The sequence below is a fragment of the Algoriphagus iocasae genome (genome assembly GCF_014206875.1).
In the GTDB taxonomy this organism is placed as follows: domain Bacteria; phylum Bacteroidota; class Bacteroidia; order Cytophagales; family Cyclobacteriaceae; genus Algoriphagus; species Algoriphagus iocasae.
On the sequence record NZ_JACIJO010000002.1, the window covers coordinates 653,492 to 680,002 of the forward strand.

Sequence of the window (26,511 nt, forward strand, 5' to 3'; positions counted from 1 at the left end):
AATAAAAAGCCCTTCAGTTTTGATAAATTGAAGGGCTTTTTTCTTTAAGAAACTTTCTTTGGTAATCAGGAAGGTATTTCTTCGGTAGGAACTTGGGTATCTATAATTTTTTTTACTTCCGGGTGTATCATCCAAATGCCTATTGGCCAGAAAAATAAAAGAAATGCCATTCCAATACTTTCCCCAAATGAGACCTCACTCCGTTTTTGGACGGATTTAAGAACCTTAAGAGGAAATAAAAACACATAGATTGCCGCGAAGAAAACATAAAAAATAGGCAACGCTGCAAGTCCCTCTAATTGAATTCCATTTCCAGCAAAAAGGATATTAACAAAACAGAAAGTTCCAATCCAAATGACCCAATTTATGGTAAAGAATGTGGTACTGATTTCAACCTTTTTTGGTAGGTAATCTGGTAAAATCAATCCAATAGCGAGAGGATAAATACCGTAAATTATAATCCCACAGGAATTTAAAATTGAGGATATAAATAGGTCTTCTCCAAAGCTAATTACCATCAAAACATTTGAAAGCAACATAAGTAGAATTATTACCCAAATGGGTGCTTTTAAAAGTTGAATCATAGCTTTTGTTTTAGAAAATCCTATAAAGATAGAATTAGTTTTAAATTTTAAAAAAATCACTTTCTCCTATTTCAATGAAAATAAATAGAGTCTCAATTTGAGATGTAAAGGATGAAAAATAATTCGATAAAGATTTGAAAAATTAGAGGTATGAAAAAGAAAATTTCTTTAATTCATTTTCAAATCCCCAAACCCTGTTTTATACTTTCAATTGCCAATACTGCATCTTTTTCCTTTCTAAAATCAAGGGCTAAAAACTTGGCACCATTTGCTAACAAGATTATTTTATAAACAGTGACCGGCCCATTCATCGTAGGTGTAATGCCGTTGGGAATAAAAGAAGTTCGGAAAGTGTGGTGTATCAATTCTACATGGTTTATTTCTGGGAGTACTTCCCATTCAGCGGATTCAAACCAGAGGATCCTCTGATATTCCTTGAATTTTCTCCTTTGGAAATCAAAAAGAATACCTGATTTAAGAGAGCTTAAAATTATTCCAATCAATATAGCTCCTCCACCAACCAAGGCAATTTTCAGCGGCTCTGTATCCAAATCTAGAAATAATGGGACAAGGATAACAATCAGCCCAGAAGCAAGAAGTATCTGGCCAAGTATTCTAGGGCCCTTTGTGCCATCATTTCGGCTTTTGTAATTGAAATTCTGCACTTAGGTTGAAGATTTTCCTCTCCAATTAAGTAAACATTCACTCAATATCCCACTAGTTCTATCCTCAGTTGTATTTCTCTATCCACCAAGGTTCGGTCAATCCAATTGCCACTGTAAGCTATATCCCAATCAAATCGATCTATTTCTAAACTTGCGCTGAAGCGATCCTCGCTAATTTGCTCAGCCTCAAACAAAACAGAATTAGTTATTCCTTTTAAATCAAGTAACCCTGAAATCTGGAATTTTCCATTTAGAGTCGGCTCAACTTTCGTGATTTGAAAATTCGAATAAGGATACTTATCCACATCGAAAAAGTCAGGGCTTTTAAGGTGGTTTGTGAGATTTCTGATCGGAATAGGATCAGTTTCAGGGATATCTGTAACTGTGATCGTATTCATATCCACGGTGATTTCTCCTCCGCTTAATGCATTATTCTGAATGAGCAAAAATCCATTTTGAATAGCAATTTCTCCCTCATGTTTTCCCAAACCCATCATTTTGGTGCCTTTCCAGAAAATATTGGATTTGGAAACATCGATTTTCAAGGTATCGAGAACATTGACCAATTTTGGCTCAACTTTTTCCTCTAACTCAATAGGCCTATTTTGAAGAATATTAGAGAGTCCGAAAATCAACCCTGAAAAAACCAAGACCACAAAAGCTATGTGTCTATTCATAACCCGGAATATTCTTCCCCAAAATAAGGTCTCGACGAATGGTCAGAATTCCATTTTCTAGAGTTGGTTTAACTATTCCCGTACCTCCTCTATTCTCCAAGTTAATTTTTCTTTCATCGGTCAAAAGTGGGTCATCAGAGAACACAAACTCATCTAAATAATATTCTGATTTGCCAGGCTCTTTCACAGTAATGTGGATATGTTCAGGTTCATCCCGACTTGGATAGGCAGCTGGCCGAAACGTATAAAAAGTATACTTCCCTTCACCATCCGTTTTTACCCAACCTCGGATAAAGCCATGGCGTTTTGCCCAGCCTTTTTCTTCTCCTTTGGTTTGGTAGACACCTTGCCGGTTTGTGTGATAAATGTAAATTAGCACTTCATAAGCAGGCGATTTCCCATCGTTTTGAAATACCTGACCTGTGATTTTTAGCTTGGGTTCGGTCTCCAAAAACAGGGGCAAAGTGTCTATAGCAGTTAGCCTCTTTTTCCCATATTCAAAGATCGCTTCACAACCTTCGCAAGGACCACCAACAATTTTGTCCGGGGAATTATTTTGGCCATTGCAGGAGATCGAAACAAACAGAAGTAGAAATAATAGGGGTTCTCTCATCACTTGATTTTTTCCAAAAGGTTGGTAAAAGAACTATCTGGAAAAAATAAACTAAGACAAGCTGTGGGAATAATAGGTCAAGACGATTGAAAGTCTGAGAATCTTCGCTTGAAGTTATCCACATAATTTCTACTCAATCGAAGTTCCTGATGATTGGAAAGCTGTATGTCGTAATCACCATTTAATCTGGATTTATAGGAACTCACCTTACTGAGGTTTACGATGGTGGACTTATGTATTCTTACAAATTTCTCAGGGTCTAACTGCTCCAAGATTGATTTGAGAGTTTGGGTATGTAATTGCTTTTTGTCTATGGTATGAATCGCGATGTAAGGAGATTCCGCAGCTATAAAAAATATCTCTGAGGTATAAATGGAGATTTTAGCCCTACCCGAGCTAATAATCACTCGATCTAAGAATTTATCCTTCGGTGCTTCTGATTCATTAGCATTCTTTTTTCTCATAAATACCAATGAAACCACTGAATAGATGAGTAGGTATTTATACAAATCTTCAGATAATGTATATCTCAAATTCCTAAAAAAAGTAAAGGTGTGTTCATAGAAAATAGCTGAAACCAAATGCACTAAACCAGCAAAAAGTATGATATGGAAAATGGAAGCAACCACTACAAAAAGGAGCCTCTTGACCATTAAAACACGTATTCCAGCTAATACTGAAACCTTATTAAAAGTCATATTTAAAAAAACAGCTATTGGCAAAATCAGAATCCAAAACGTATTGAATAGAAAGGATTCCGAAGCATAAAAAGAGTAATCGTTGTACCGTGAGTGTAAGAAATCCTGAAAAATCGTAACCAAAAGAACAAGAACTAAGACAACAAGGTATTTAAGAGTCGCTTTAATTCTGGGTTTCTCAGGTATCATTAGAAAGAAATCTGGTTTTAGTTTAATAATTCCTTCTTCTAGGTGATTTAAAAATGTAAAGATTTTTAGGTTTCTTTTTCTTAAGTATTATGCTACACAAAGTTGCTTAATAAGGTTCGTTCAAGAAGTATTCGTGTATTTATTTGAAAGAACTTAACTGCTTATTTTAGCGCAGATCCAAGATGCTTCTGCAACTGGTTCATTCTTCACATACGCAATTCCTTCTTGTTTGATTAATCTATCACTTACCCGCAGGTTTTTTACACAATATTTGACTTCGGTATCATAAGTAACCCCTTTAAAAAATCTTACCTTATCTATACTGACCAGTCCAAAAAAGCCATTTGCTAATCCCAGTTTTTTAATTCCTGCCCCGCCACATTGAGCCATAGATTCGATCAAAATCATACCTGGAATAAATCCAGAGTTTGGAAAACTTCCAGTAAGAATTTCATCCTTTTTTTTATTAAAAGTCTTTATTCCAATTATTTCTTCTGTGGAAGCACTAACAATTTCATCTACAAATAGAAAAGGAAATCTGTGAGGAATTAATGATTCAATCGAGTTATTCATTTTAGGTATCCTTTTGATGCAAATTCAATATAATGAATTAAAGGAAAAATTTAATTAGTCTGGAAATACACTCTTATCCATCCCCGGAACAATACGAAGGGCATTTTTATAATACAGCTTTTTCAGCACTTCGTCAGAAAGCCCCAAGCCATACATCGCCCAAAAAGCATGGTATTTTTTGTAATAGGGGAAATATTCATCGTCAGTTTCCAGCACACGGAAATACGTATAATACTCCTCTTTATTGTAAGCGTCTTTTCCAAATAGCACTCGATCCTGATACTTTTCAAAAAACTCTTTCGCACGTCTAGGCTGACGTCCAAATTCAGCGATCACAGCACCGATACCGAAATTCACATTTGGGTATTTTTCCAAATGAGCACTTGCTGCATCCAAGTCATTTGCCATCCAACCCATATGCGCATTGATAAATGTGGTTTCTGGATGCTTTGCAAAAACATCGTGCTGCTCAGCTATAATCTGCTCAAAAGGCGCCGGATTATCCGCGCCACGCTGTCTGTTTGGATGAGTTTTAAGTTCTAACCATCGCTCATTATTCGCATCCATAGGCTGCCAAAACTGAGCTGGATCTGCTGAATGGATAATTACTGGAATGCCCAACTCACCGGCTTTTGCCCAGACAGCATCTAAATCCGGATGGTTGACAGGAACTCGGTTTCCATTGACATCTTTCACATTTAGGCCCAAGCTCTTATAGATTTTCAGACCACTAGCTCCTGCGGCCACATCTTCCTCTAATTCTTTGACAGCAATTCTTGTCCAGTTTTCATCGCCAAAACCCGCAAAATTCAAATTGGTAAAAACCATAAATCTTCCTGGCGCATGGGTATTAAACTCCTGGATCATTGACTTGATATATTCTTGCTGCGAATTGCTGTCTCCCCGACCAAAACCTCTTCCGCTCAAGTTTACCAAAACACCCATATTCAACTCATCCATCTCGCCAATCAGCTGATCAATTCGTTCCTCATTGATTCCTCCTTGATGGGAGTGAATATCCACAAACGGGAATTTGGCACGCATTACAGGATGCTCGGGTACCTTTAATGTTGATGGAGGATTGTATTCTTCAAAACTCATTTCCTGAGCCAAAGAAACAGAGGAAAGTCCAATGGATAAACTGAGAACAAAAAGCTTGGAACTGCTTAGTAGTGCTTTTTTCATAATGAGAGGGTGAATGTGAATGGTTGTTGGTTGAATAAAAAAGGAATCAAAACAATAAATGTAAAACGGAAGGTTTTAAAATTTGGTTGGAACTTTCTTAGAAAAATACCAAATAAAAAGTCCCAAATCAGTTGACTTGGGACTTTTTCAATTTTCTCCTTACTTATCTTCCTGTGCCACTTTGGATGGTTTGCCCAAAGAAGATTGCATTGAGATATAATTTATTGGTTCCAAACCAGAAGGCCCTGAAATTCATGTTATCAGCAAATCCCACAATTCTTCCTCTTCCCAAAGATGAAATTCGGATTACTCCTCCATTTTTCAATCCTTCTAAATTAGACGGGTGTAAATATCCAGATGCCAATGGACTATCGGTATAGACCAATGGATTGGCATAAGGATTTTCGGAAGGCTCCATAAATAAATTATCATTTCTGAAAGTATGAATATCCGAATTGGTATATCCATATCCAATCGGATGGGTAAGATCTAATTTGGCATTGAAAATCGCTCCGCCAGTTACTTTTGCTCCAGTAGCGTTTTCATAATCAGCATAGTTCTTTTGAAGTCCTTTTTCAGGTTCTGGAGCACTTTTGAAGGTAATTGATCCAATTTCATTGTCTGCCAAAAACCTCAATGCTCCACCTTTGGCTACCAATGTGCCGCCATTTGAAACCCATTCTTTCAAAGCTGCAGCTCCTGATTTTCCTAAACCATTATAACGTCCATCAGGCATCAAAACAACATTGTATTGTTCTAGCGTATTGCCTCTGATAGCATCCATTGGTAAAAGCGTAATGGCCATTTCCATGCGCTGATCCAGCAAATGCCAAATTTCGCCAGCCTCGTAGCTGTCCACACCACCTTCTATCAACAGTGCGATTTCCGGTTTGTCCAAAGGATCAGTAAATGTCGAACCCATGTTAATGCCAGTGGTATATCCTGTGTTGATCGCATAAATATCAACATTGGAAGCAGCAGCAATTTCATTGAGTTTCTGATACATGGCATTTTCATCCAATTCAGAATTGCCTTTCCCGATCAAGATCGTTCCTCTTCCGAAAGTTTTACCTTCCGGCGTTCCAAACTCAGCATGTGCCACCCGAACTAAAAACCCGGCATTCATTAACTTATTTGCTGCTTTTGGAGCATAATAATCCGTCCATTCCATCGCATATTGGTATGCACCTGGAGCTCCAATTACTTTACCCGGAGCAAGTTTCAAATTCGTTTTATCCACTTTTTCCACACTCGCCAAATTCAAAATTCTGCTGTTCAATGCTTGGTATTCAAGATTGAAAGCCATCGGATATGTCCAGGCAGAGATATCATAGAAAAGGCTGTCCTGGAATGATGTTCTAGTTTCAAACATCGCCTTGATCAATCGATATTGAGGCTGATTGGCAGGAACGATATAGGAATTTTCCTTTCGGAATTCCTGACCATTCAAGGTCACATCCTCTTTTAAACTGTAAACTTCAATGTCGTGTTGAATAATCAAATCAGCCAAGTGATAACTTCTGGCATCGTCTTCTTTGCTGCCAAAAATGTAAGCTTTGTTTACATCAGCATCACTTTCACTTTTGATATCTGAATAGAAGTCTTTCATCCACTGATTCAGCTCCTGGCGCATTTCTTTTGCCGCCTGATAAGAAGAAAGGTTCGCAGTAAACTGATTTCTGATAGTAAATGGAAAGCTCAGCATTCCATAATCTGTTTTCTGAAGATGTCCTCTGGAACTTGCCTGCTCAAATAGAATTCCGATCGAACCTTGCACATCAGGGTAGGTAGAGCCTTTTCCATAATAGAAATCATCGTAATTCTCCTGATTGTAGTAAAGAGATCCGATTTGATCTAAAGCCTTCGCGTGATATTCACCGATCTTTTTGGTCAGCTCAAAATTCTTGGTAGGAGTAAGCGGGTGCATTCTGGCAGGAACGCCAGGTTGGAAAAAGAAAGTACTGTTGCTTCCCATTTCGTGAAAGTCCAAATGAATGTTTGGAAGCCATTCCTGAAATACTCTTACCCGGTTTCTTGACTCCGGGTGCTGCACAGGAAGCCAATCTCTATTCAAATCAAACCAGTAATGATTGGTTCTACCTCGTGGCCAAGCTTCATTGTATTCTCTGCCATTTGGATCGCCATTGAGGTTATAGGACTTATGGGAGTTGACCCAGGAAGCAAATCGATTCAAACCATCTGGGTTGATCGCCGGATCAAGAAGTAGCACGATGTTTTCCAATTCAGGTCCCACTTCTTTCGCTGCAGCAAAATGGTAGATTGCCAGCATCGAAGCATTGGCGCCACTTGGCTCATTTCCATGAACAGAGTAGCCCATAAACATCACAATCGGCATTGACGCGATGTCTACTGAAGCTCCAGCATCCCGAAGTTTAGCCCGGTCAGCTTTGATCTGATTTATTTTTCCATGATTGGAAGGAGAGGTAATGGTCAATAAAACCTGCGGTCTTTTTTCGTAAGTTCGACCAGTCTCCTCGATGGTCACGCGATCCGAAGCTTCAGCTACTGCTTTCATGTACATGACCAACTGATCATGACTTACATGCCATTCGCCAACTTCATACCCCAGTACTTCTTTGGGAGTGGGGATGCTTGGATCATAGGTAAATCCTTTTGGGAGATAGTAACTCAAATCTACTTGAGCATAGCTAAAAAGGGCAAAAACGGTCAATAAAAGTGACAAAACAGCCTTTTTCATGTGATTAAATTAATTTAGATAGCCACATGGAATCTCGCAATTTTATATAAAAACCCTATGTTTTCTAAGGTTTTTGCTCGATTCCATATAGATAGATGGTTTAAAACTTCTGACTAAATTCCTACTTTCATTCTTTAAAAAAAACTAAATTGGTTTAGTGGTTAAAATAATTGAAGAAGAAGCATGGATTTAGTAACGCACTCAAATGGATTACTGGCTTGGCAAATGGGTGGTTTTCTAGTTATGATCTGCTATACCGGATTGATCATTTATGCCCTGATTGATATGATTCGGTCAGATTTTCAAGATCAAAACATGAAATTAATTTGGACTTTGATCATTTTGATGGTCCCAATGATTGGCTCAATTCTTTACCTTACTTTGAATCGAAAAACGAATAAGCATCGTCGAAGATTTAATCCGAATTTTTCTAATCCCAAAAATTAAAAAATGACATTTTTACTATTTCATAGCATGAATGCTGGCTTCTTCGGCACTTTGTTCTTTCTTTTCGGATTTATTTATTTCTGCCTTTGGGTGTACTGTTTGGTAGATATCATCCGGTCTGAATTTAAGGATCCTAACATGAAACTCATTTGGATATTAATTATCCTTTTTGCCCAGGTAATTGGCCCCATAGCCTATTTAATTATGAGAAAAGGCACTAAATCAACTTAACTTAACACTATGTTTGGAATCGGAATTATCGGTTTGGCAATTTATGCTTACACCATTTATGATGTAGTTATCAGTAATTTTCACAACTCCAATGACAGGCTTATCTGGCTGTTAATTGTGATTCTAGTCCCATTTTTAGGCACCATCCTTTGGTTTTTAATCGGAAGAGGTAAGAGAATCTAAACTGAAAGATTACCTGTGGAAAATATCTTTCAGCGCAGGGATCAAAATCGGGTGCTCAAATTCAAAACCTGCTTTTTGTATTTTCTGGGATGAAACCCTGTTTCCTCCAATGACCATTGCTGCCATTTCGCCTAAGATCAAATTCAAAACAAATGCTGGCACTCCAATCCCGACAAATGGTTTTCCTTTGGCTCTTGCAGCTTCTATGGTTAGACGATAGTTAGTTGCTGGATTTGGTGAAACTGCATTGAAGACACCCTGTAAAGTCGTTTTGTCCAAGGCAAAGACAAACATTCTGGCAAGATCTTCAATATGAATCCAACTCATCCATTGATCCCCTTTTCCCAAAGGTGCCGCAACAGGTGGTTTCAAGATTTCGCCAAGGGCACCTCCATTTGCATCCAAAACTATCCCGATTCGAAGCATCACTGTTCTTAAGTGCAGACTTTCTACCTTTTTCACCTCCGCTTCCCATGCTTTTACAACTTCTGCTAAAAAATCGTTTCCAGCAGGAGAGCTTTCCTCCATTAGCGCTGCGCCGGTATCAAAACCATAATAACCTACTGCAGAAGCAGATATAAACGTATCAGGTTTATTTGTGGCACTTTCAATAGCTTGATAAAGTAATTGGGTGGATTTGGTTCTGGATTCTAAAATCAATTTTTTTCGCTCCTCTGACCATCTCTTATCTGCTACTCCTGCACCAGCAAGATGGATGACCGCATCTGCCCATTCCATTGCTTCCGGGTCAATCTGATTTTTCCCCAAATCCCAAATAAATGATTTTTGAGACTGAGAACTTCGACTAAGCCAGGCCACACTTTTACCCTGTGCCTCCAGCATAGCAGTGATCCTTTGGCCAATTAGACCCGAACCTCCAGTGATAAGGATATTTTGCATAGGGTTGTTATTTTTGATTTAACCCGAATATCGGGATTATGTTGATTCAAATTAAGACATTCCTGAATGTCTGTTTATTCTGTTTCATTTTCTATGCCTAATTTGGGCAAAACTTCATGGAGAGGAATTGAACTTCACATCACTGGTCGCTTATTTATTTCGTTGGATTGGATTGGGTTTGCTCATAGGCATAGTTGCAGGCTCGGCCTCTGCTTTTTTCCTTGTCGCTCTTGAGTGGGCAGGCCAGACCCGCGAAAATAATTTATGGATCATTGCCCTATTACCTCTGGGTGGGCTGCTGATTGGATGGACCTATTATCGGTTCGCCGAATCCTCAGTGCGGGGAAATAATCTACTGCTGGAAGAGCTTTACCAATCCCATAAACCCATCCCGTTGAGGATGACTCCATTGGTTCTTTTTGGTACGATTGCCACCCATCTTTTTGGAGGCTCAGCAGGCCGAGAAGGCACTGCAGTGCAAATGGGGGGCTCTTTGGCAGATCAACTGACCAAATGGTTTAATCTTAAAAAAGAGGATCGAAGGATGGTTTTGATTGCTGGAGTATCTGCTGGTTTTGCCTCCGTTTTCGGCACTCCATTGGCCGGAGCGATCTTCGCTTTGGAGTGGATGCTCAATCGAAAATTTAGATGGAAGTCAGTTTTTCCAGCCTTTTGGACAGGCCTTGTAGCCCATTATGTTTGCGCAGTATTTTGGGGAGTAGGACATACCCATTATAGCATTCCGGAAGTTCCTGGGTTTTCAATTATTAATTTCCTTTGGATCATTCCGGCAGGGATTGCTTTCGGTTTATCAGGAAGATTATTTGCCCAAACCACGCACTTTTTTTCTCATCAATTTTCAAAATGGATTTCTTATCCCCCCTTGCGCCCGCTCATTGGCGGACTGGTGATCGCATTAATTGTATGGTTTTCGAACACTACCGTATACATTGGTTTGGGAGTTCCGAGAATCGTCGAAGCTTTCGAAACACCGCTTCCTTGGTATGACTGGTTGGTAAAAACAGGCATGACGGGATTTACCTTGGGTGCAGGTTTTAAAGGTGGGGAAGTAACTCCTCTGTTTTTTACAGGAGCTACATTAGGAAATGCTCTTTCTACCTGGATTCCTTTGCCTTTGGCCCTATTAGCGGGAATGGGTTTTGTAGGAGTATTTTCAGGAGCCACCAATACACCGATGGCCTGTACGGTCATGGGCATGGAATTATTCGGAATGGAATCTGGCTTATACTTAGCAATTGCATGCTTTATTGCATACTTGTTTAGCGGAAGATCCAGCATCTATACGGCTCAAAATTTAGAAGGAAAGATTCTCCTTTTTCCTAAAAAGAGCTACTTTTCCATCGATAGGTGGTTTAAAAAGTAAAATTCTTTAGGTTACCTTTATTTCTTTAAAACCTTAGGATGAAACCAAATTTCAGATTTTTTTCTAATCCAGATCGTAATTTATACTTCATTCGAAAGCTAAAAGCCATCGTTGAAGGGGTAGTTCGAGCGAGTAGTTTTATCACGTTTGCGCTTTTACTTTATCATCTAGGATACGATCCAGAGCCCATTACATACGCTATTTCCTCCTTTATTTTCACACTCTGCCTTATACTAATTGGAGTAGGGTATATTCTGAAAATACTTTTGAATGAACCTTCTATCTTAGTAGGACGAGTCATTTTAGAAATTCTTTTGTCCCTATTTCTGATAGGCTTTTCACTTTTGAGATGGAATGTATTCGGAATGGAGTTTTCTGAAGGTATTCTCAACTATTCAAGGCAGTATTTTTTGGTCAATATTCTCGTTGTCATTTTATTTTTTATCGAAGTCAGTAAATACAGTCTGAGCATAAACCGCCTCAAAGCCAGTCCTACTCTAGTTTTTATCCTCAGCTTTTTCATTTTGATTTTCATAGGAGCAATATTATTAAGCCTCCCTCATGCTACCACAAACGGGATTTCATTTATTGATGCTTTGTTCACCTCCACTTCTGCTGTTTGTGTGACTGGTTTAATAGTTATGGATACGGCAAAAGATTTTACTTTTTTCGGCCAAATCACCATCATGATTTTATTCCAAATAGGAGGATTGGGAATGATGACCTTTACGAGTTTCTTTGGGTTCTTTTTCAAGGGAAATTACTCTATAGAAAACCAGCTTTTTATCCGGGATTATATCAATGAAAACAATGTAGGTGAGATTTATTCCACCCTCTTAAAAATCATTTTCTTCACCGTGCTGACGGAGTTATTTGCAGCATTTCTGATTTATCATTTTACCGATGATTCTCTATTTACCTCCAAAGGAGACCAGATTTTCTTCGCTGCATTCCATGCGATTTCCGCTTTTTGTAATGCTGGGTTTTCAACTTTAAGTAATGGATTATTTGAATCCGGATTCCGGGAGATGTATTCCATGCACTTGGTTTTGGCCATGGCAATTATCCTAGGTGGGATCGGATTTCCTGTTTTTATCAATTATTACAATTACCTCAAGCATGTCGTGGTAGGTGGAACCAAAAAGTTTTTGGGAATTGAAGATTACCGGCATATTCCCCGAATCTCCAATATCAGTACACGTTTATCTTTATACACAACAGGCATTCTATTGGTCATAGGTTTTGTCACTTTTGCGATTTTTGAAAGTGATAGCACATTGGAAGGCTTAAGCCCTTATGGAAAATTCGCTACAACAGTTTTCGGGGCTGTCACGCCAAGGACTGCAGGGTTTAATACGGTAGACATGACCATGCTGACCGTACCGACAATTTTGATCTATTTGATTTTGATGTGGATCGGTGCTTCTCCCGGATCTACCGGTGGTGGATTGAAAACAAGTACTTTTGCCGTGGCAATTTTGAATACTGTCAGCATCGCAACAGGAAAGAAAAGAGTGGAAGTTTTTCGTAGACAAATTTCGAACGAAACCCTTCAAAAGGCATTTGCCGTGATTGCTCTTTCCTTTCTAGTCATTGGTTTGGGCATATTCTTGGTCATGCTTTTTGATCCTCAACTTTCATTGATAGATGTGGCATTTGAGGTATTCTCTGCATTCTCCACAGTGGGACTTAGCTTGGGAATTACATCCCAACTCAGCACTGCGAGCAAGCTGGTCATTATGATCTGTATGTTTATGGGAAGGGTGGGAACTTTGACTATCCTGATCGCCATTGTCAGAAAAGCAGGACAGGAACGCTACAAATACCCAGAGGAAAATGTCTTTATTACTTAACTTGTTTAAGCTTTGAAATAGACGATTTCAATTGGGATAAAACTTAATCACGATTTCAATTGAATTTTGAAAAAAACTAGAAACTGATGAAATATATCATTGTAGGTATGGGGAACTTTGGCGGATATCTCGCCATGAGATTGACCGATCTAGGCCATGAAGTGATAGGTGTGGACAACAGCGAAAACCGAATCGATCTGGTAAAAGATAAGATCACACACTCTGTCACCATGAATGCCACAGACACTCAGGCAGTGAAAAACTTGCCTCTAAGAGATTGCGATGTGGTGATCATTGCAATTGGTGAAGATGTCGGGGCATCGATCATGTCCACAGCCATTTTTAAACAACTTCAGGTCAAAAGAATCATCGCCCGTGCGATCAATGATCTCCACGAAACTGTGATACGAAGCATCGGTGTGGATGAAATTATTCATCCAGAAGAGGAAACTGCCGATAGACTTTCGAAGAGATTGCAGATGAAAGGGGTAATGGATTCCTTGGAAATCTCTGACGAATACAACATTGTAGAAGTCAAAGTCCCAAAAAGATATGTAGGGATGAAAGTCTCTGAAGCAGATATCCGAAAAGAATTTTACCTGAATATTCTGACAGTGATCAAGTTGGTGGACAAAACCAATCTGTTGGGAATCAAAACACAGGAAAAGCAGGTCGTGGGTGTCATTACTCCAGAATATCTTTTGGAACAGGGAGATATATTATTGCTTTTTGGGAAAATCAAAAACATTCAGGAATTCCTGAATTTGGATGATTAATGCATTTTGATCCCGCAGTTTCCACAAAAATTATCACCAGGTCTTAAATCATCTTTCCCACAATTCGGGCAAGTCACCAACTTTGGCGCATCCATTTTTTTGCGCTGGGAAGCCATTTCAGAACTTACAATTCCCGTGGGAACAGCGATAATTGCATAACCCAGCAGCATGATTATCGATGACACAAATTGACCCAATGGGGTCGATGGCGTAATATCCCCAAAACCCACGGTCGTCAAAGTCACAATGGCCCAATACATTCCTACTGGAATACTTGTGAAACCATGTTCTGGCCCCTCGATAATAAACATCAAAGTTCCCATGATCAGGACTATAGTCACCACAAAACCAATGAAAATCATGATCTTATGTGTACTTGCCCGTAGAGATCTTTGTAAATATTCCGCCTCAGACACATACCTTCCCAATTTCAAAATCCTGATAACTCTCAGCAATCTCAAAGCTCTTACTACCGCCAAAAGCTGAGAATTCAAAACAAAGAAACTGACGTAAGACGGTAAAATTGCCAGTAAATCTACGACTCCATAAAAGCTGAAAATATATCCATTTGGCTTTCTGGATAACCAAATCCTAAGAACATATTCCAAGGTAAATAAGGCAGTAAAAACCCATTCCAAATACAAAAAAAGCTGACCATAACTGGCACGTATGCTGGCAACGGAATCAAGAATAGAAACCAGAATACTCCCAAAAATCAAAAAGAGCAAAACAATATCGAAGGTCTTCGAGGCCCAGTCATCCGACTCAAAAACAATATGGGCGAGTCGCTTTTTTGTAATTTTCATAACTGAATTTAGAAATAATTCTTAGCCTACACCATTCAATCCAGATAGTATATTCGTTTTACCCGAGTACTGATATTGGTAAGAAGCTCATATGGGATCGTTCCAATCCGATCTGCAAGCTCTTTCAGCGAAATTCCTTCTCCATAAATGATAGCCTCATCCCCAGCTTTTACATCCAGACCTGTCACATCCACCATGCACATATCCATGCAGACATTTCCGATCACCGGAGCCTTTTTCCCTTGAATTAAAACATAGCCTTTCCCATTGGAAAAACGCCTATCATAACCATCCGCATAGCCAATGGAAAGTGTTCCGATTTTTCCTCCATCTTTCAACATTCCCTTTCTTGAATAACCAACGGTTTCGCCAGCTGGCAATTCCTTGATTTGGGAAATAGTGGTTTTCAAGGTACTGATTGATCGAAGTGATGTACCGTATTTGCCGGTAACTTCTACTCCGTAAAGCCCAATTCCTAAACGAACCATATCAAACTGAAACTCTGGAAAAGCAACAATACCAGCTGAATTCAATGCATGAAAAAGGGTCTTTTCAGGTAAAATCCCTTCCAATTCCGATTTCATTCTTTTAAACCTCTCCAATTGCTCTAAAGAGAAATCCCGATGAATTTCCTCATCCGCACCGACTAGATGCGTGTATACTGATGCTACTTGAATCTTATTTCCATTAGAAATGAGCTGTTTCAATTCATCCAATTGGTTTTCCTCAAATCCCAATCGATGCATCCCCGTGTCCAAATCGAGATGGATAGAAATGCTCTTACCATTTGCTTCGCAAAAACTCTGAACTGTCTTGTAAAATTCTGGACTGAAAACGACCGGTTCTAAATCAAATTCACTGCAAAGCTCGATCGTTTCTTCAAGAGGATTCAAAACCATAATCGGAAGAGAAATTCCATGCTTCCTCAGAATCACTCCTTCATCTGTAAAGGCAACGGCCAAATAATCAGCCCCCATGGTTTGCAGGTGATTTGCAATCTCAACAGCCCCTCCACCATAGGCAAACGCTTTTACCATCACCATCACTTTGGTCTTTGGCTTTAGCTGCTTTTTATAAAAGTTAAAATTATGAGTTAGCGCATTTAGATTGATCTCCAGCGTGGTTCCATGAATTCGCTGCTGGAGCCTGTTCACCACTCTTTCAAAACCAAATGGTCTGGCTCCAGTAATCAGAATCAGATCATTTGAAAACCGCTCAGGATCCAAACTTTCCAATAGCTTTTCCGAACTAGAGTAATTTTCAAATTTTCCTGAAAATCCTTTTTCTAATACTGCTATTTCTGTCCCAACTCCAATGATGAGATCCAACTGATAACTTTGAATCAACTCAGAAACTGCTGCATAAATCCTCTCAGGCGAGCCTTGCTGAAGCAAATCTGACAAAATCAGGATCTTTCGCTTCTTAGGTCGCTGTTGCTGCATAAAATCCAATGCGACTTTCAAACCAGCCAGGTCATTGTTATAGGTATCATCGATCAATAAAGAATCATTGATACCCGACTTCAAAGTCAGTCGCATATCAATTGATTTCAGGTGATCAATTCCTTTCTGGATGGATTCCGCAGCTTGGCCAAGTGTCAATGCTGCAATAATTGCATGGGTAATGTTTTCGATAGAAGCAGGATCCGAAAATGGAACCTGAAAAGTGTAGGTATTTAAATCAGATTTGACAAAAATGATTTTTGCTCCTTTTTCTAATAATTTAACTGATCTGGTAAAATCCGCTCCAGCTTGATCAGACCAGCCTATCAGCATTTCTTCCCGAAAGTTTCTCTCAATAATTGGAGCTAAACTTTTTTGATCCCTACAGTAAATTAAAAAATCAGAATTTTTGAAAAGCTTTAATTTTTCCAAAATCTTCTGTTCCAAACTCTCAAATCCCTCTTGATGAGCTGTTCCGATATTGGTGAAGATTCCGAGGTTAGGACGGATCATTTCTGCCAGCGCATCCATTTCACCGGATTTTGAAACTCCGGCTTCCAATATCGCAACCTGATGGTCTTCCTCTATTCCAAAGATAGAAAGTGGAACTCCCACCTGCGAATTATAACTTTTTGGGCTTTTGGCAACGTGGAATTTTTGGCTCAAAATCTGTCCCAGCCATTCTTTCACAATCGTTTTTCCATTGCTTCCTGTGATGGAAACAACTGGTTTTTCAAACTGAGATCTCTGAAAAGCAGCAATTTTTTGTAAAGCTTTTCGTGTGTCATCAACTTTTAAAAAGACTGCTTTTGATTTCAATTCCTCAGGAATGACATAATCAAAATGAACGAGTAAATTGCCCACGCCCAAATCGACAAGGGAAGGAATAAAAGAATGCCCATCAGCTTTTGCCCCTTTTAGTGCGACAAAAAGGCTTTGGGATGGATGAATGATTTGCCTAGAATCAATGGCAATCTGAGCGATCAGATTCTTTTCCGATTCGCCAAACTTTTGTCCATTGGTGATTTCGGCAATTTGCCCGATCGACAACGACTTTAGCATATTACTTGGTTTTGTCCTTCTTGTTCTTTTTAAAAAACACTTGTCTAATCCATCTCGGCAAGAATAATGCCCCGAGAATCAGATAAGGATAGTAAGAAAGAAGTCTCCACAAAATACTGGTAACAAATGTGTATTTGGTCAGAAACTGGGTGAAGAACTGCGCAAAGAAAAACTCCGCCGTGCCACTACTGCCTGGAGTAGGTGAGATCATCATGACGATCCACATGATCACTTGCCGCGCAAAAACAATGATATGTTCAAAGAATTCAAGTGGTACAAAAGCAGAAATCAAAGCATTAAGCATCAGATATCTGGATGTCCAGATGAAAATTGTGGCAAGGATAATCGGTAGCCAATAGTTGATTTTTTTACCTGCCAACTCTTTGGAAGCCTCAATGATCTGGTTTCCGTATTCGTCCGCATCATGCTTCCATTTGCGGAGCCACTTGATGGAAAATATCTTTATCAACACCCATTTAAAAACTCGTGGACGATAAAATAATGCAGCAGCCATAACCAAACTGTAAGTAGCATAAAGGGCATAACTGATCCAAAAGATAGCTTCCATACTATTCTGGAGCTGACTTTCGAGAACTTTACTTTCAGGAAAAATATTGCCTTTGGCAAAAAACAGAATGATCGGAGCACCAATGACAAAGAATAAATTGTCTAAAATGGCTGTCACCATCACATAGGCTATCGCTCTTCCAAGCTTAATTCCTTCTTTATTTAAAATAAAAATTGCTACTGCCGTTCCCCCCACTACGGATGGCGTCACAGCTGAAGCAAATTCCCATAAAATGATGACATAAATGGACCTTGTCCAAGTGAGTTGCCTATTCGTAACTTCCCTGATTCGATAGACATAACCAGCATCTCTAAAAAGTATTACTAAGACCGCTAAAAAAATCCAGGGCAAAGAAGCATCAAACACTACATCTAAGGTTTCACCATTGACCGAAGGGTCAAAATAAAACATTGCAAATACGATCCCCAACCCGATAATGACCGGAAACCATACCTTATTAGGATTCAGTGTCTGAAAGATTTTTTTATTGTCTAACTTCATTCTTAGCCAGCGGTGATAGGCTCAGTTTTTTCAACCCAAAAATTATTGAATCCTTCTCCAATGATAATGGTCACCTTCGAGAGTTGAAGTAGTTCCAAAATGGCGAGAAAGGTATAGATTACAAAAATTTTGTCGGGTTTGTAGGTGATAAACTCGGAAAACGGAACTTGCTTTTTGAAACTGATTTTTTCCAAAACAAAGTCCTTTTGTTGCTCAATGGTGTAAGGATATTGGATGACTGTATGGGTAGTTTCATCTCTTCTCGAGGCAAACTTGGCCATGCTACGCTGAAACACTTTGAGAAGTTTGTACAGATCAACGTTTTGCATTTCGGCATCCACATCTTCGACTTTGCTTAATTCCTGAAGTTCGAAAATTAAATTTCCTCTTTTTTCCTTCGAAAGTCGATTTTCTTCCAAAGAAGCCAAATCCTGGATTACAGACTTATACTTCTTATATTCCAAAAGGTTTCTGATGAGTTCCTCTCTCGGGTCAATTTCCTCTCCTTGCTCGTTTAGCTCAGGTCTAGGTAGCAACATTTTGGATTTGATCCGCATTAAAGTTGCTGCAAAAAGGATAAACTCACTCGCTACCTCGATTTCCATTTGCTCCAAATGATGGAGATAATCCAGGAAATCATTGGTAATCTTTGAGATGGGAATATCATATATATCCAATTCGTCCCGTTCGATGAAGAATAACATCAGATCAAACGGGCCTTCGAAAAGCGGTAATTTGATTTCGAAACTCAAGGGATATTTAAATTATTGGTTAATTTTGCAACCTTGTAGCCAAAGATATTCAATTAAGCGTAAATTAATTGGACTTACGTGAAAGAAAGAAAAAAGGCCTAGGAAAGAATTCATTTGTGAATTGTAACAAACTCTTCGAAAGCCAGTTATTTCTTTTTGACACAAGAACACCAAACCATGCTGATTCAACCAGGAGAATTATTAGCACAAATCAACAGCCCCGCTGATCTGAAAAAATTTCCAAAAGATAAATTGGTTCAGATCTGTGATGAACTGCGTCAGTTTATTGTGGATAATGTTTCCGTTTATGGCGGTCATTTTGGTGCTAGTTTAGGAGTAGTGGAGCTTACTGTAGCTCTTCATTACATGCTGAATACCCCAGAAGACCAATTGGTTTGGGATGTAGGCCATCAGGCTTATGGTCATAAAATACTGACCGGAAGAAGAGATCTTTTTCATACCAACCGTGTGTACGGCGGCATTTCCGGTTTCCCAAAAAGAAAAGAAAGTGAATACGACACCTTTGGTGTTGGTCATTCCAGTACGTCGATTTCGGCAGCATTGGGCATGGCAGTCGCTTCAAAATATAAAGGAATCCAAAAGCAACATGTCGCAGTAATCGGCGATGGATCGATGACGGGAGGAATGGCATTTGAAGCCATGAATCATGCAGGTGTCAGCGACTCCAATTTGCTGATCATTTTGAATGACAATTGCATGTCAATCGACCCCAATGTGGGAGCTTTGAAGGATTACCTGACTGATATTACCACTTCCCATACTTACAATAAGGTAAAGGATGAAGTATGGAAGCTCCTTGGAAAATTCAGCAAATTTGGTTCTAGCGCTCAGGAAGTTATTTCCAAAGTAGAAGGTGCCATCAAATCTGCGGTACTAAACCAAAGCAATCTTTTTGAATCTCTAAATCTGAGATATTTCGGACCGGTAGATGGGCATGATGTCAATCATCTAGTCGAGATTCTCAAAGACATGAGAGACATTCCTGGACCAAAAATCCTTCATTGTGTCACTGTAAAAGGCAAAGGATACGCTCCTGCGGAAAACGGAAATAAAACTACTTGGCATGCCCCAGGTACTTTTGATAAAGTAACCGGAGAAATATTCAAGAAAATTCCTTCTGTCCCACAAGCTCCAAAGTATCAGGATGTTTTTGGAAACACTTTGGTGGAATTGGCAGAAATGGATGATAGAATCATGGGTGTTACCCCAGCGATGCCTTCTGGCTCTTCCATGAATATCATGATGAAAGCCATGCCAGACAGAGCTTTTGATGTCGGCATTGCTGAGCAACATGCAGTCACTTTCTCTGCTGGACTTGCCACTCAAGGACTTGTTCCTTTCTGTAATATTTATTCCACATTTATGCAGCGGGCTTATGATCAAGTCGTGCATGATGTGTGTTTACAAAACTTACCGGTAGTCCTTTGCTTGGATAGAGCTGGATTTGCTGGTGCTGATGGTCCGACACACCATGGCGCTTACGACATCGCTTATTTCAGATGCATACCTAATCTAGTTGTCTCTGCTCCTATGAACGAGGAGGAACTTCGAAATATGATGTATTCTGGCTCATTGCATAATGGTCCGTATTCTATCCGATATCCTAGAGGAAAAGGTGTGATGCCAGAATGGAAAACTCCATTTAGAAAAATACCTGCAGGTCAGGGCAGAGTGATCAAAGAAGGTGAAGAGGTTGCTATTTTGACAATCGGGCATATCGGAAATTATGCTGTCGAAGCTTGCGAAACACTTTCCAAAGAAGGCTTAAATCCAGCTCATTTTGACATGCGATTTGTAAAACCATTGGATGGGGAATTGCTACATGAAATTTTCATCAAATTCAATAAAGTCATCACTGTCGAAGACGGATGTCTGATGGGAGGCTTTGGTTCCGCAGTCATCGAATGGATGATGGATCACGGCTACCAAGCGCAAGTTAAACGTCTTGGAATTCCTGATGATGTGATTGAGCATGGGGAGCAAATTGAATTGCATAAAGAATGTGGCTTCGATCCAGAAGGAATCGCCGAGGCGGTCAGAAGTATGGCTGAGGTAGCCAAAGCACATTAAAAATCAAGTTCATGTCGAGTATCCATTTTTTTGAAAAAGGTCAAGGCCAGCCTTTGATACTGATTCACGGTTTTTGTGAAATCGGAGCCATGTGGAAGGATTTTTCTGAAGCATTATCTTCAGATTTCCGTGTCATTTGTCCTGATCTTCCAGGCGTTGGAAAGTCTACTTTAGATCAAGAATCGCTTTCTATGGAAGAAATCGCGGTGATTTTGGAATCCTGGATGGAAGAAAACCAAATTGACCAGCCGATAGTAATTGGCCATTCTCTGGGAGGATATGTGACTCTGGCTTTGGCTGAGTTGATGGGAACAAAGCTAAAAGCTATTGGACTTTTCCATTCTACAGCATTTCCAGATAGCCAGGAAAAGAAAGAAATGCGGGATAGAACGGTGATTTTTTTAGAAAAACACGGAGTGGAGAAATTTGTGAGCTCCTTTGTTCCACCACTTTTTCCAGAAAACCGAAGAGCTGAGTTGGATGGGGAGATTCAATTGGCAATTGAACAGGCAAAGGAATGCTCTCTACAGGGTTTAATTGCTTTGACCAAAGCGATGCGAGATAGGAAAGATCGATTCGAAGTTTTGACAAACTTCCAAGGCCCAAAATTGATGATTGCGGGAGAATTAGACGGTGCAGTTCCTTTGGAGGCCAGCAAAAAACACCAAGACATCGTCAGTTCTTACATTGAGCTCTCAAACACAGGACATATGGGAATGGTAGAACAAAAAGCAGAAACTATCGAAATTTTAAGATCTTTTTGTAAAGCAGTCTGAAAGAGGTAAATAACTGATTTTTAATCACAAAGTCTTTTCTAAAATTCCCATCAACTTCTCCAAATATTCCTGATCTACCGAGTCAAAATCATCCAGCTTGTCGGAATCTACATCCAGCACCATTGCAACTGTTTCCTCTTTAAAAACTGGTACTACGATCTCGGATTTGGAAGCAGAGCTACAGGCAATATGTCCCGGAAATGCATCTACATCTGGAACCAATTGGGTTTTGGCTTCTTGCCAAGCTGTTCCACAAACCCCTTTGCCCAATGAAATCCTAGTACAAGCGATAGGTCCCTGAAAAGGCCCCAGCACTAATTGATTTTCTTTTACCAAGTAAAATCCAACCCAGAAGAATCCAAAAGCCTCTTTCAGCGCAGAAGAAATATTTGCCAAATTTGCATAGAGGTCCGGTTCTCCACTGATCAGCGCCTCAATTTGAGGGATTACGGATTCGTATTTTTCAGCCTTGGTAGCTGCTTCTGGAATATATAAGTTTTCAGACATGGTAGTGTATGGCTAGTCGATCTTCTTGAATAGAAAGTATTTCTGAAGCAGGTTTTGTAATGGAAGGCGCTGCAATTCCTTCTCCAAATTTATTTTGGCTGGTAAACACTCTGGCCTCGTCCCAAAGTTCAGATTCCAAAAACTTTTGTAATAGGTAAGTTCCTCCTTCAACAATCAGGCTTTGGATTTTACGCTTATGTAAATCATCCAAAATCTGTTGAATCGAGAATCCTGACTTGAATTTTACGAACTCTAAATTTCCTTTTTCTTCGGATTTGATCGTGTTATAACAAATCGTAGGAACTGCCTGATCAAATAATTTTAGATCTTGGGGTAATTCCAATTTGCTATCAATAACCAATCTAACGGGATTTTTGCCAACCCAGTCTCTTACATTCAAAGCTGGATCATCATACTTGGCTGTATTTTTCCCTACCAAGATGGCATCTTCTTCCGCCCTCCATTTGTGAACGAGTTGGCGGCTGGAAGAATTACTGATCCATTTAGAAGAGAAATCATTTCGGGCGACAAAACCATCTTGAGTCTGTGCCCATTTTAAAATCACATAAGGCCGATTCTTTTCTATTTGAGAGAAAAATCGACGGTTTTGCCATCTTGCTTCTTTTTCCAATAAGCCAGTCTCAACTTCGATTCCTGCATCTTTCAGGATTTGTATTCCTTTTCCTCCCACCAAAGGATTGGAATCCATGGCAGCAATAACCACTTTTCCTACTTTTTTTTCTACCAGTAAATTAGCGCAGGGAGGAGTTTTACCAAAATGAGCACAGGGCTCTAAGGTCACATATGCAGTCGACCCAATTATCGAATTCTGATCTAAAACGGAATTCACTGCATTTACTTCAGCATGTGCCTCCCCGTATTTTTGATGATACCCTTCTCCAATTATACGGTCATCCTTGACAAGAACACAACCCACCATTGGGTTTGGACTGACATTCCCTCTTCCCTTTTCTGCCAGCTCCAATGCTCTTTGCATATAGTGAAGATCTGTCATATCAGGGTTTGAGTTTTAAGGTAACCAAGTCAATTGTCAAAGTTTCTCCAGCTAATACCTCCAAGTCATGAATCACAGTATCTGCGTAAGTTTCATTTTTAGGGTCGAAGTAAATCGAATATTTTCCTTCAGTAATTCTAAACTCATAAGTCCCTGAGGAATTGGAATGGGTGCTTACTGAGTCACCATTTTGAATAGCATAAATCGCTGGCTGGATCGCTGAAGGTTTTATTATCCCAGTAATTTCACCTGTTCCAGCTCCTTTGATAGCGGTGATTTTTGGATCCAATTGCAGAGTCAAGGGACTTTCAGAAGTAACAATAATGGATTTTTCCAGATCAAAGTCCAAAACCACATCATAGGCGATTCCTTGAATAATTTCCATTTCAAAATCAATTGGAATTTCTGTCGTAGAAGGATCAAAAAGCGGCATATTGTAGCGCTTTTCATCTAAAAAGAGATAATATTCATCTCCCAACTGTACAGTCACTTTTAAAATTTTGCCATCGGGTAATTCATCTCTGCCTAAAAGAAGAGCCTCCCCACCAATCAAGGAACTCACTTCGATTTTTTTGTCTCCAGGTTCGTATGGCAAGAAAAAAGTTTCTATCTGACCATCATCCTTTCCTGCACTGATAATTTCTATATCTACTCCTAAGATTTCCACAAAAACAGAATCCCAAGTTGCAGGAGCATCTACCAGTATGACATTGACCAAACCTTTTGGGTTGGAATCAAACTTCTCACAACTCCAAAGGCTGAAGAGTAAGAAAGCTAAAAAGAAAGAAGAGACAATTTTATTCACAGGGTAAATTTAGCCTAAAACTAGTCAAAAATAAGGCTTTCCTAAAGTGACTGTTAATTCAAAAAAAAAGCCGGTCGAAACCGGCTTAATAATTTATTCTTCAATTGGGAGTAGTGTGATAGGATCTATAGTCTTAACTTTCCCTTCTTCCACGACCACATTATCAATCACTAAGATCTGATAATCATCATTAGGAGTAAAGGTAAAAGTATAGACACCATCATCCATTCCTAAAATTTTGAAATTCCCATTTTCATCTACAAAGGTGTTGTATACATCATCACCTTTTTGAGCATTGACTGCCACAACTTGAGCTTCAGCAGGGAAAACCTGACCCATCACTCCAGATGCAGCTTCTTCTACATAAGCTCTCAAAACAGGCTTAAGGTTGATATTTCCGGAATTTCCTGCGACTACAATTGATTTTGCAACGTCAAAGTCAATTACTAAATCGTAACTCATTCCTCCTTCGATGTCTGCTTCGACTTTAATTTTCAAGCCGCTTTGTTGCGCACTAGGAGTTTTCAAATCGGATCTTACTCCGTCTTTTACTACATAATTATCATCTCCTAATACCAATCTCAATTGGTCAATTTCTCCTTCAGGGAAATCTTCTGAACCTAGGAACAAAGAATTTTCTCCTGTAAGATCCATTAGGTTGACATATCTGCTAGACTCGTCGTATGGGATTTCAACCCATCCGAATTCGTCATCATCATCATCCATTCCGTCGTCGTCCATCGAATCATCCTCTGCTTTCACTCTCACAGAAAGAACTTCGACCCAAACTTCATCAAAATCTCCAGGAGCATCTACCAAGTAAAAATTTACCCTCGCGTTTCCTCCATTAGGAGTTTCATCATCATTGGAGCATGCTACAGCAAAAAGCAAAACTCCAAACATCAATAAATAATTAAATAGATTTTTCATCTGTAAATAGTTGGATTAATAAACCCTAAAAGCCAAGGTCCATGCCAAGTTTACTTTTTAAGATTTAGGATTTTATAAAAGGATTCTAGTAGCACCTTATTATTTTTGGGGATGATGAAATGGGAAAAGCTTTTGGCCCGGGGTAGATTTGGAGATACTCCGGGTTTCATTCCAACACAAGTAGTAAGAAGTGAGTTTGAAGTCGACTATGATCGAATCATATTTTCGGCACCGTTCAGAAATTTACAAGACAAAACCCAGGTCTTTCCTTTGCCTGAACAGGCCTTTGTTCACACCCGACTGACACATAGTTTGGAAGTCTCCAGTGTAGGCAGATCTTTGGGAAAAGCAGCAGGAGAATTATTGCTTAAAAAGTATCCTATTTTGGAGAAAACAGGGATTTCGGCCTATGAAGTCGGTGCAATTGTCGCTGCTGCAGCGCTGACCCATGACATTGGAAATCCTCCATTTGGTCATGCCGGTGAAGAGGCAATTTCAGACTTTTTCAAATTCCATATGGCGGGAAAATGCTGGGAATCTCATGTGAGAGGAGAGCAATGGGCTGACCTGTGTAATTTCGAAGGTAATGCTCAGGGATTCAGAATGTTAGTATCCAAATCAAATGGACTGAAACTGACTTATGCCACCTTGGCGGCATTTACCAAATACCCTAGACCAAGCTTTATTCCCCACCGGGATATCGCCAGAAGAAGTCAGAAGAAATATGGCTTTTTTATCAACCAATTAGCTGATTTTGAGCAAATGGGCGCTTTTCTGGGAATCGAAAAGTCGAGTCCGGAATGTTGGTTACGTCATCCATTGGCATTTCTGGTTGAAGCGGCAGATGATATCTGTTATAGCATCATAGACCTAGAGGACGGCTGTACAATGGGCTTGGTTAGTTTTGATGAAACTGTCAAGCTTTTGGCGCCGATTCTCAAAGATAAATTTGATCCAAAAAAACTTAAAGATCGGAGCAATGCCCAAAACTTGGGAGCACTAAGAGCATTGGCAATCGGGGAACTCATCAATGAAACTGTAGAGGTTTTTGCGCAGTATGAGGAGAGTATGTGCAAAGGAAATTTTGACAAAGCACTCACTGATATTATCCCTTCCGCTAAAGCCCTTCAGAAAATTACTGCTGTTTCTGTGGAGAAAATCTATCGCTCCAAAGTCGTTCTGGAAAAAGAAGCAGCAGGCTTTCAGGTTTTAGAAGGATTATTATCTGTTTTCTCCCAGGCTTTATACCATCAGTTTTACCACCAAGAGAGATTTTCCGGACAGGATAAAAGCATTTTACGATTGCTACCAGAAGACTTTCCTCTGAAAGGTTGGGGCTCTGAAGTTAATCCCTATCCACTATTGAGAGCACTGGTGGACTTCATCTCAGGAATGACTGATAAATATGCCCTGAACCTCTATCGAAGAGTGAAAGGAATCTCCTTTCCAGGTTCATAAGCTATCTAAACTTACATCAAGGTCTTAATCAATTGGTTAAGACCTTTTTGTTTGGTATCCAAAAAATTTTTACCCCCAATCGGCTTAAAACTTGTTATATATTAAGGCCTTACGGACATTT

General features: G+C 39.5%; 26 protein-coding genes. 9 read left to right on the forward strand and 17 right to left on the reverse strand.

Features of this window, described 5'->3' with window-relative positions; translation table 11 throughout:
* Positions 1 to 65 precede the first annotated feature (65 nt).
* The 8 genes from FHS59_RS10285 to FHS59_RS10320 form a co-directional block, all read right to left on the reverse strand.
* On the reverse strand, positions 66 to 644 hold the full coding sequence (locus tag FHS59_RS10285; protein ID WP_184495057.1) for a hypothetical protein: 579 nt from the start codon (positions 642 to 644) through the stop codon (positions 66 to 68).
* Between the two features lie 119 nt (positions 645 to 763).
* Positions 764 to 1,249 carry a hypothetical protein gene (locus FHS59_RS10290; RefSeq protein ID WP_184495058.1) on the reverse strand — a complete coding sequence of 162 codons (486 nt, stop codon included), beginning with the start codon at positions 1,247 to 1,249 and terminating at the stop codon, positions 764 to 766.
* A 41-nt stretch (positions 1,250 to 1,290) separates the two neighbouring features.
* The gene (locus FHS59_RS10295) at positions 1,291 to 1,926 is read right to left on the reverse strand and encodes a YceI family protein (protein WP_184495059.1); all 636 of its coding nucleotides are present in this window, start codon (positions 1,924 to 1,926) and stop codon (positions 1,291 to 1,293) included.
* Positions 1,919 to 2,539: a dioxygenase family protein gene (locus FHS59_RS10300; RefSeq protein ID WP_184495060.1), complete on the reverse strand. Its 621-nt coding sequence runs from the start codon at positions 2,537 to 2,539 to the stop codon at positions 1,919 to 1,921. Before FHS59_RS10300 ends, FHS59_RS10295 begins: the two co-directional genes overlap by 8 nt.
* 77 nt (positions 2,540 to 2,616) lie before the next feature.
* The gene (locus tag FHS59_RS10305) at positions 2,617 to 3,237 is read right to left on the reverse strand and encodes a LytR/AlgR family response regulator transcription factor (protein ID WP_184495061.1); all 621 of its coding nucleotides are present in this window, start codon (positions 3,235 to 3,237) and stop codon (positions 2,617 to 2,619) included.
* A 342-nt stretch (positions 3,238 to 3,579) separates the two neighbouring features.
* A complete protein-coding gene (locus FHS59_RS10310) occupies positions 3,580 to 3,999 on the reverse strand; it encodes a 3-hydroxyacyl-ACP dehydratase FabZ family protein (RefSeq protein ID WP_184495062.1) in 420 nt (139 codons plus the stop codon).
* Positions 4,000 to 4,053: 54 nt separating this feature from the next.
* Positions 4,054 to 5,184: an amidohydrolase family protein gene (locus tag FHS59_RS10315; protein ID WP_184495063.1), complete on the reverse strand. Its 1,131-nt coding sequence runs from the start codon at positions 5,182 to 5,184 to the stop codon at positions 4,054 to 4,056.
* 163 nt (positions 5,185 to 5,347) lie between these two features.
* The gene (locus tag FHS59_RS10320) at positions 5,348 to 7,903 is read right to left on the reverse strand and encodes a M14 family zinc carboxypeptidase (RefSeq protein ID WP_184495064.1); all 2,556 of its coding nucleotides are present in this window, start codon (positions 7,901 to 7,903) and stop codon (positions 5,348 to 5,350) included.
* A 243-nt stretch (positions 7,904 to 8,146) separates the two neighbouring features.
* Between FHS59_RS10320 and FHS59_RS23445 the strand changes: the two genes are divergently transcribed.
* From FHS59_RS23445 to FHS59_RS10335, 3 genes are read left to right on the forward strand one after another with little or no spacing between them, the layout of a single operon-like run.
* Positions 8,147 to 8,350 carry a PLD nuclease N-terminal domain-containing protein gene (locus tag FHS59_RS23445; protein WP_262890870.1) on the forward strand — a complete coding sequence of 68 codons (204 nt, stop codon included), beginning with the start codon at positions 8,147 to 8,149 and terminating at the stop codon, positions 8,348 to 8,350.
* Positions 8,351 to 8,353: 3 nt separating this feature from the next.
* Positions 8,354 to 8,581, forward strand: a complete 228-nt coding sequence (locus FHS59_RS10330) for a PLDc N-terminal domain-containing protein (RefSeq protein ID WP_184495065.1) — start codon at positions 8,354 to 8,356, stop codon at positions 8,579 to 8,581.
* A gap of 9 nt (positions 8,582 to 8,590) precedes the next feature.
* Complete coding sequence (locus tag FHS59_RS10335) at positions 8,591 to 8,764, forward strand: PLDc N-terminal domain-containing protein (RefSeq protein WP_184495066.1); 174 nt, start codon at positions 8,591 to 8,593, stop codon at positions 8,762 to 8,764.
* 9 nt (positions 8,765 to 8,773) lie between these two features.
* Here the strand turns inward: FHS59_RS10335 and FHS59_RS10340 are convergent, their stop codons facing one another.
* Positions 8,774 to 9,664, reverse strand: a complete 891-nt coding sequence (locus tag FHS59_RS10340) for a TIGR01777 family oxidoreductase (protein WP_184495067.1) — start codon at positions 9,662 to 9,664, stop codon at positions 8,774 to 8,776.
* A gap of 127 nt (positions 9,665 to 9,791) precedes the next feature.
* Here FHS59_RS10340 and FHS59_RS10345 point away from each other — a divergent pair, with 127 nt between their 5' ends.
* The 3 genes from FHS59_RS10345 (at position 9,792) to FHS59_RS10355 (ending at position 13,677) form a co-directional block, all read left to right on the forward strand.
* Positions 9,792 to 11,048, forward strand: coding sequence for a voltage-gated chloride channel family protein (locus FHS59_RS10345; protein WP_184495068.1), 1,257 nt, complete (start codon positions 9,792 to 9,794; stop codon positions 11,046 to 11,048).
* A gap of 38 nt (positions 11,049 to 11,086) precedes the next feature.
* Positions 11,087 to 12,901, forward strand: a complete 1,815-nt coding sequence (locus FHS59_RS10350) for a TrkH family potassium uptake protein (RefSeq protein WP_184495069.1) — start codon at positions 11,087 to 11,089, stop codon at positions 12,899 to 12,901.
* Positions 12,902 to 12,987: 86 nt separating this feature from the next.
* Positions 12,988 to 13,677, forward strand: coding sequence for a potassium channel family protein (locus FHS59_RS10355; RefSeq protein ID WP_184495070.1), 690 nt, complete (start codon positions 12,988 to 12,990; stop codon positions 13,675 to 13,677).
* On the opposite strand, the gene FHS59_RS10360 is transcribed toward FHS59_RS10355, so the two are convergent.
* From FHS59_RS10360 to FHS59_RS10375, 4 genes are read right to left on the reverse strand one after another with little or no spacing between them, the layout of a single operon-like run.
* Positions 13,674 to 14,483, reverse strand: a complete 810-nt coding sequence (locus FHS59_RS10360) for an ion transporter (RefSeq protein ID WP_184495071.1) — start codon at positions 14,481 to 14,483, stop codon at positions 13,674 to 13,676. The genes FHS59_RS10355 and FHS59_RS10360 overlap by 4 nt on opposite strands.
* Positions 14,484 to 14,518: 35 nt before the next feature.
* Positions 14,519 to 16,987 (reverse strand): bifunctional UDP-N-acetylmuramoyl-tripeptide:D-alanyl-D-alanine ligase/alanine racemase, encoded by a 2,469-nt coding sequence (locus tag FHS59_RS10365; RefSeq protein WP_184495072.1) that lies wholly within the window; start codon positions 16,985 to 16,987, stop codon positions 14,519 to 14,521.
* A gap of 1 nt (position 16,988) precedes the next feature.
* The gene (locus FHS59_RS10370; protein ID WP_184495073.1) at positions 16,989 to 18,056 is read right to left on the reverse strand and encodes a lysylphosphatidylglycerol synthase transmembrane domain-containing protein; all 1,068 of its coding nucleotides are present in this window, start codon (positions 18,054 to 18,056) and stop codon (positions 16,989 to 16,991) included.
* A gap of 2 nt (positions 18,057 to 18,058) precedes the next feature.
* Positions 18,059 to 18,808 carry a segregation and condensation protein A gene (locus FHS59_RS10375; RefSeq protein WP_184495074.1) on the reverse strand — a complete coding sequence of 250 codons (750 nt, stop codon included), beginning with the start codon at positions 18,806 to 18,808 and terminating at the stop codon, positions 18,059 to 18,061.
* A 177-nt stretch (positions 18,809 to 18,985) separates the two neighbouring features.
* Between FHS59_RS10375 and dxs the strand changes: the two genes are divergently transcribed.
* Complete coding sequence (gene dxs / locus FHS59_RS10380) at positions 18,986 to 20,899, forward strand: 1-deoxy-D-xylulose-5-phosphate synthase (RefSeq protein WP_184495075.1); 1,914 nt, start codon at positions 18,986 to 18,988, stop codon at positions 20,897 to 20,899.
* Positions 20,900 to 20,910: 11 nt separating this feature from the next.
* A complete protein-coding gene (locus FHS59_RS10385) occupies positions 20,911 to 21,675 on the forward strand; it encodes an alpha/beta fold hydrolase (protein WP_184495076.1) in 765 nt (254 codons plus the stop codon).
* 24 nt (positions 21,676 to 21,699) lie between these two features.
* On the opposite strand, the gene FHS59_RS10390 is transcribed toward FHS59_RS10385, so the two are convergent.
* The 4 genes from FHS59_RS10390 to FHS59_RS10405 all read right to left on the reverse strand — a co-directional run bounded on the left by FHS59_RS10390 (position 21,700) and on the right by FHS59_RS10405 (position 24,932).
* Positions 21,700 to 22,182, reverse strand: coding sequence for a GAF domain-containing protein (locus tag FHS59_RS10390; RefSeq protein ID WP_184495077.1), 483 nt, complete (start codon positions 22,180 to 22,182; stop codon positions 21,700 to 21,702).
* Positions 22,175 to 23,197, reverse strand: coding sequence for a bifunctional diaminohydroxyphosphoribosylaminopyrimidine deaminase/5-amino-6-(5-phosphoribosylamino)uracil reductase RibD (gene ribD, locus FHS59_RS10395; RefSeq protein ID WP_184495078.1), 1,023 nt, complete (start codon positions 23,195 to 23,197; stop codon positions 22,175 to 22,177). Before ribD ends, FHS59_RS10390 begins: the two co-directional genes overlap by 8 nt.
* A gap of 1 nt (position 23,198) precedes the next feature.
* A complete protein-coding gene (locus tag FHS59_RS10400) occupies positions 23,199 to 24,002 on the reverse strand; it encodes a DUF4382 domain-containing protein (protein WP_184495079.1) in 804 nt (267 codons plus the stop codon).
* A 93-nt stretch (positions 24,003 to 24,095) separates the two neighbouring features.
* Positions 24,096 to 24,932, reverse strand: a complete 837-nt coding sequence (locus FHS59_RS10405; RefSeq protein ID WP_184495080.1) for a DUF4382 domain-containing protein — start codon at positions 24,930 to 24,932, stop codon at positions 24,096 to 24,098.
* A gap of 114 nt (positions 24,933 to 25,046) precedes the next feature.
* Here FHS59_RS10405 and dgt point away from each other — a divergent pair, with 114 nt between their 5' ends.
* A complete protein-coding gene (gene dgt / locus FHS59_RS10410; RefSeq protein WP_184496093.1) occupies positions 25,047 to 26,390 on the forward strand; it encodes a dGTP triphosphohydrolase in 1,344 nt (447 codons plus the stop codon).
* The last annotated feature ends 121 nt before the right edge of the window (positions 26,391 to 26,511 follow it).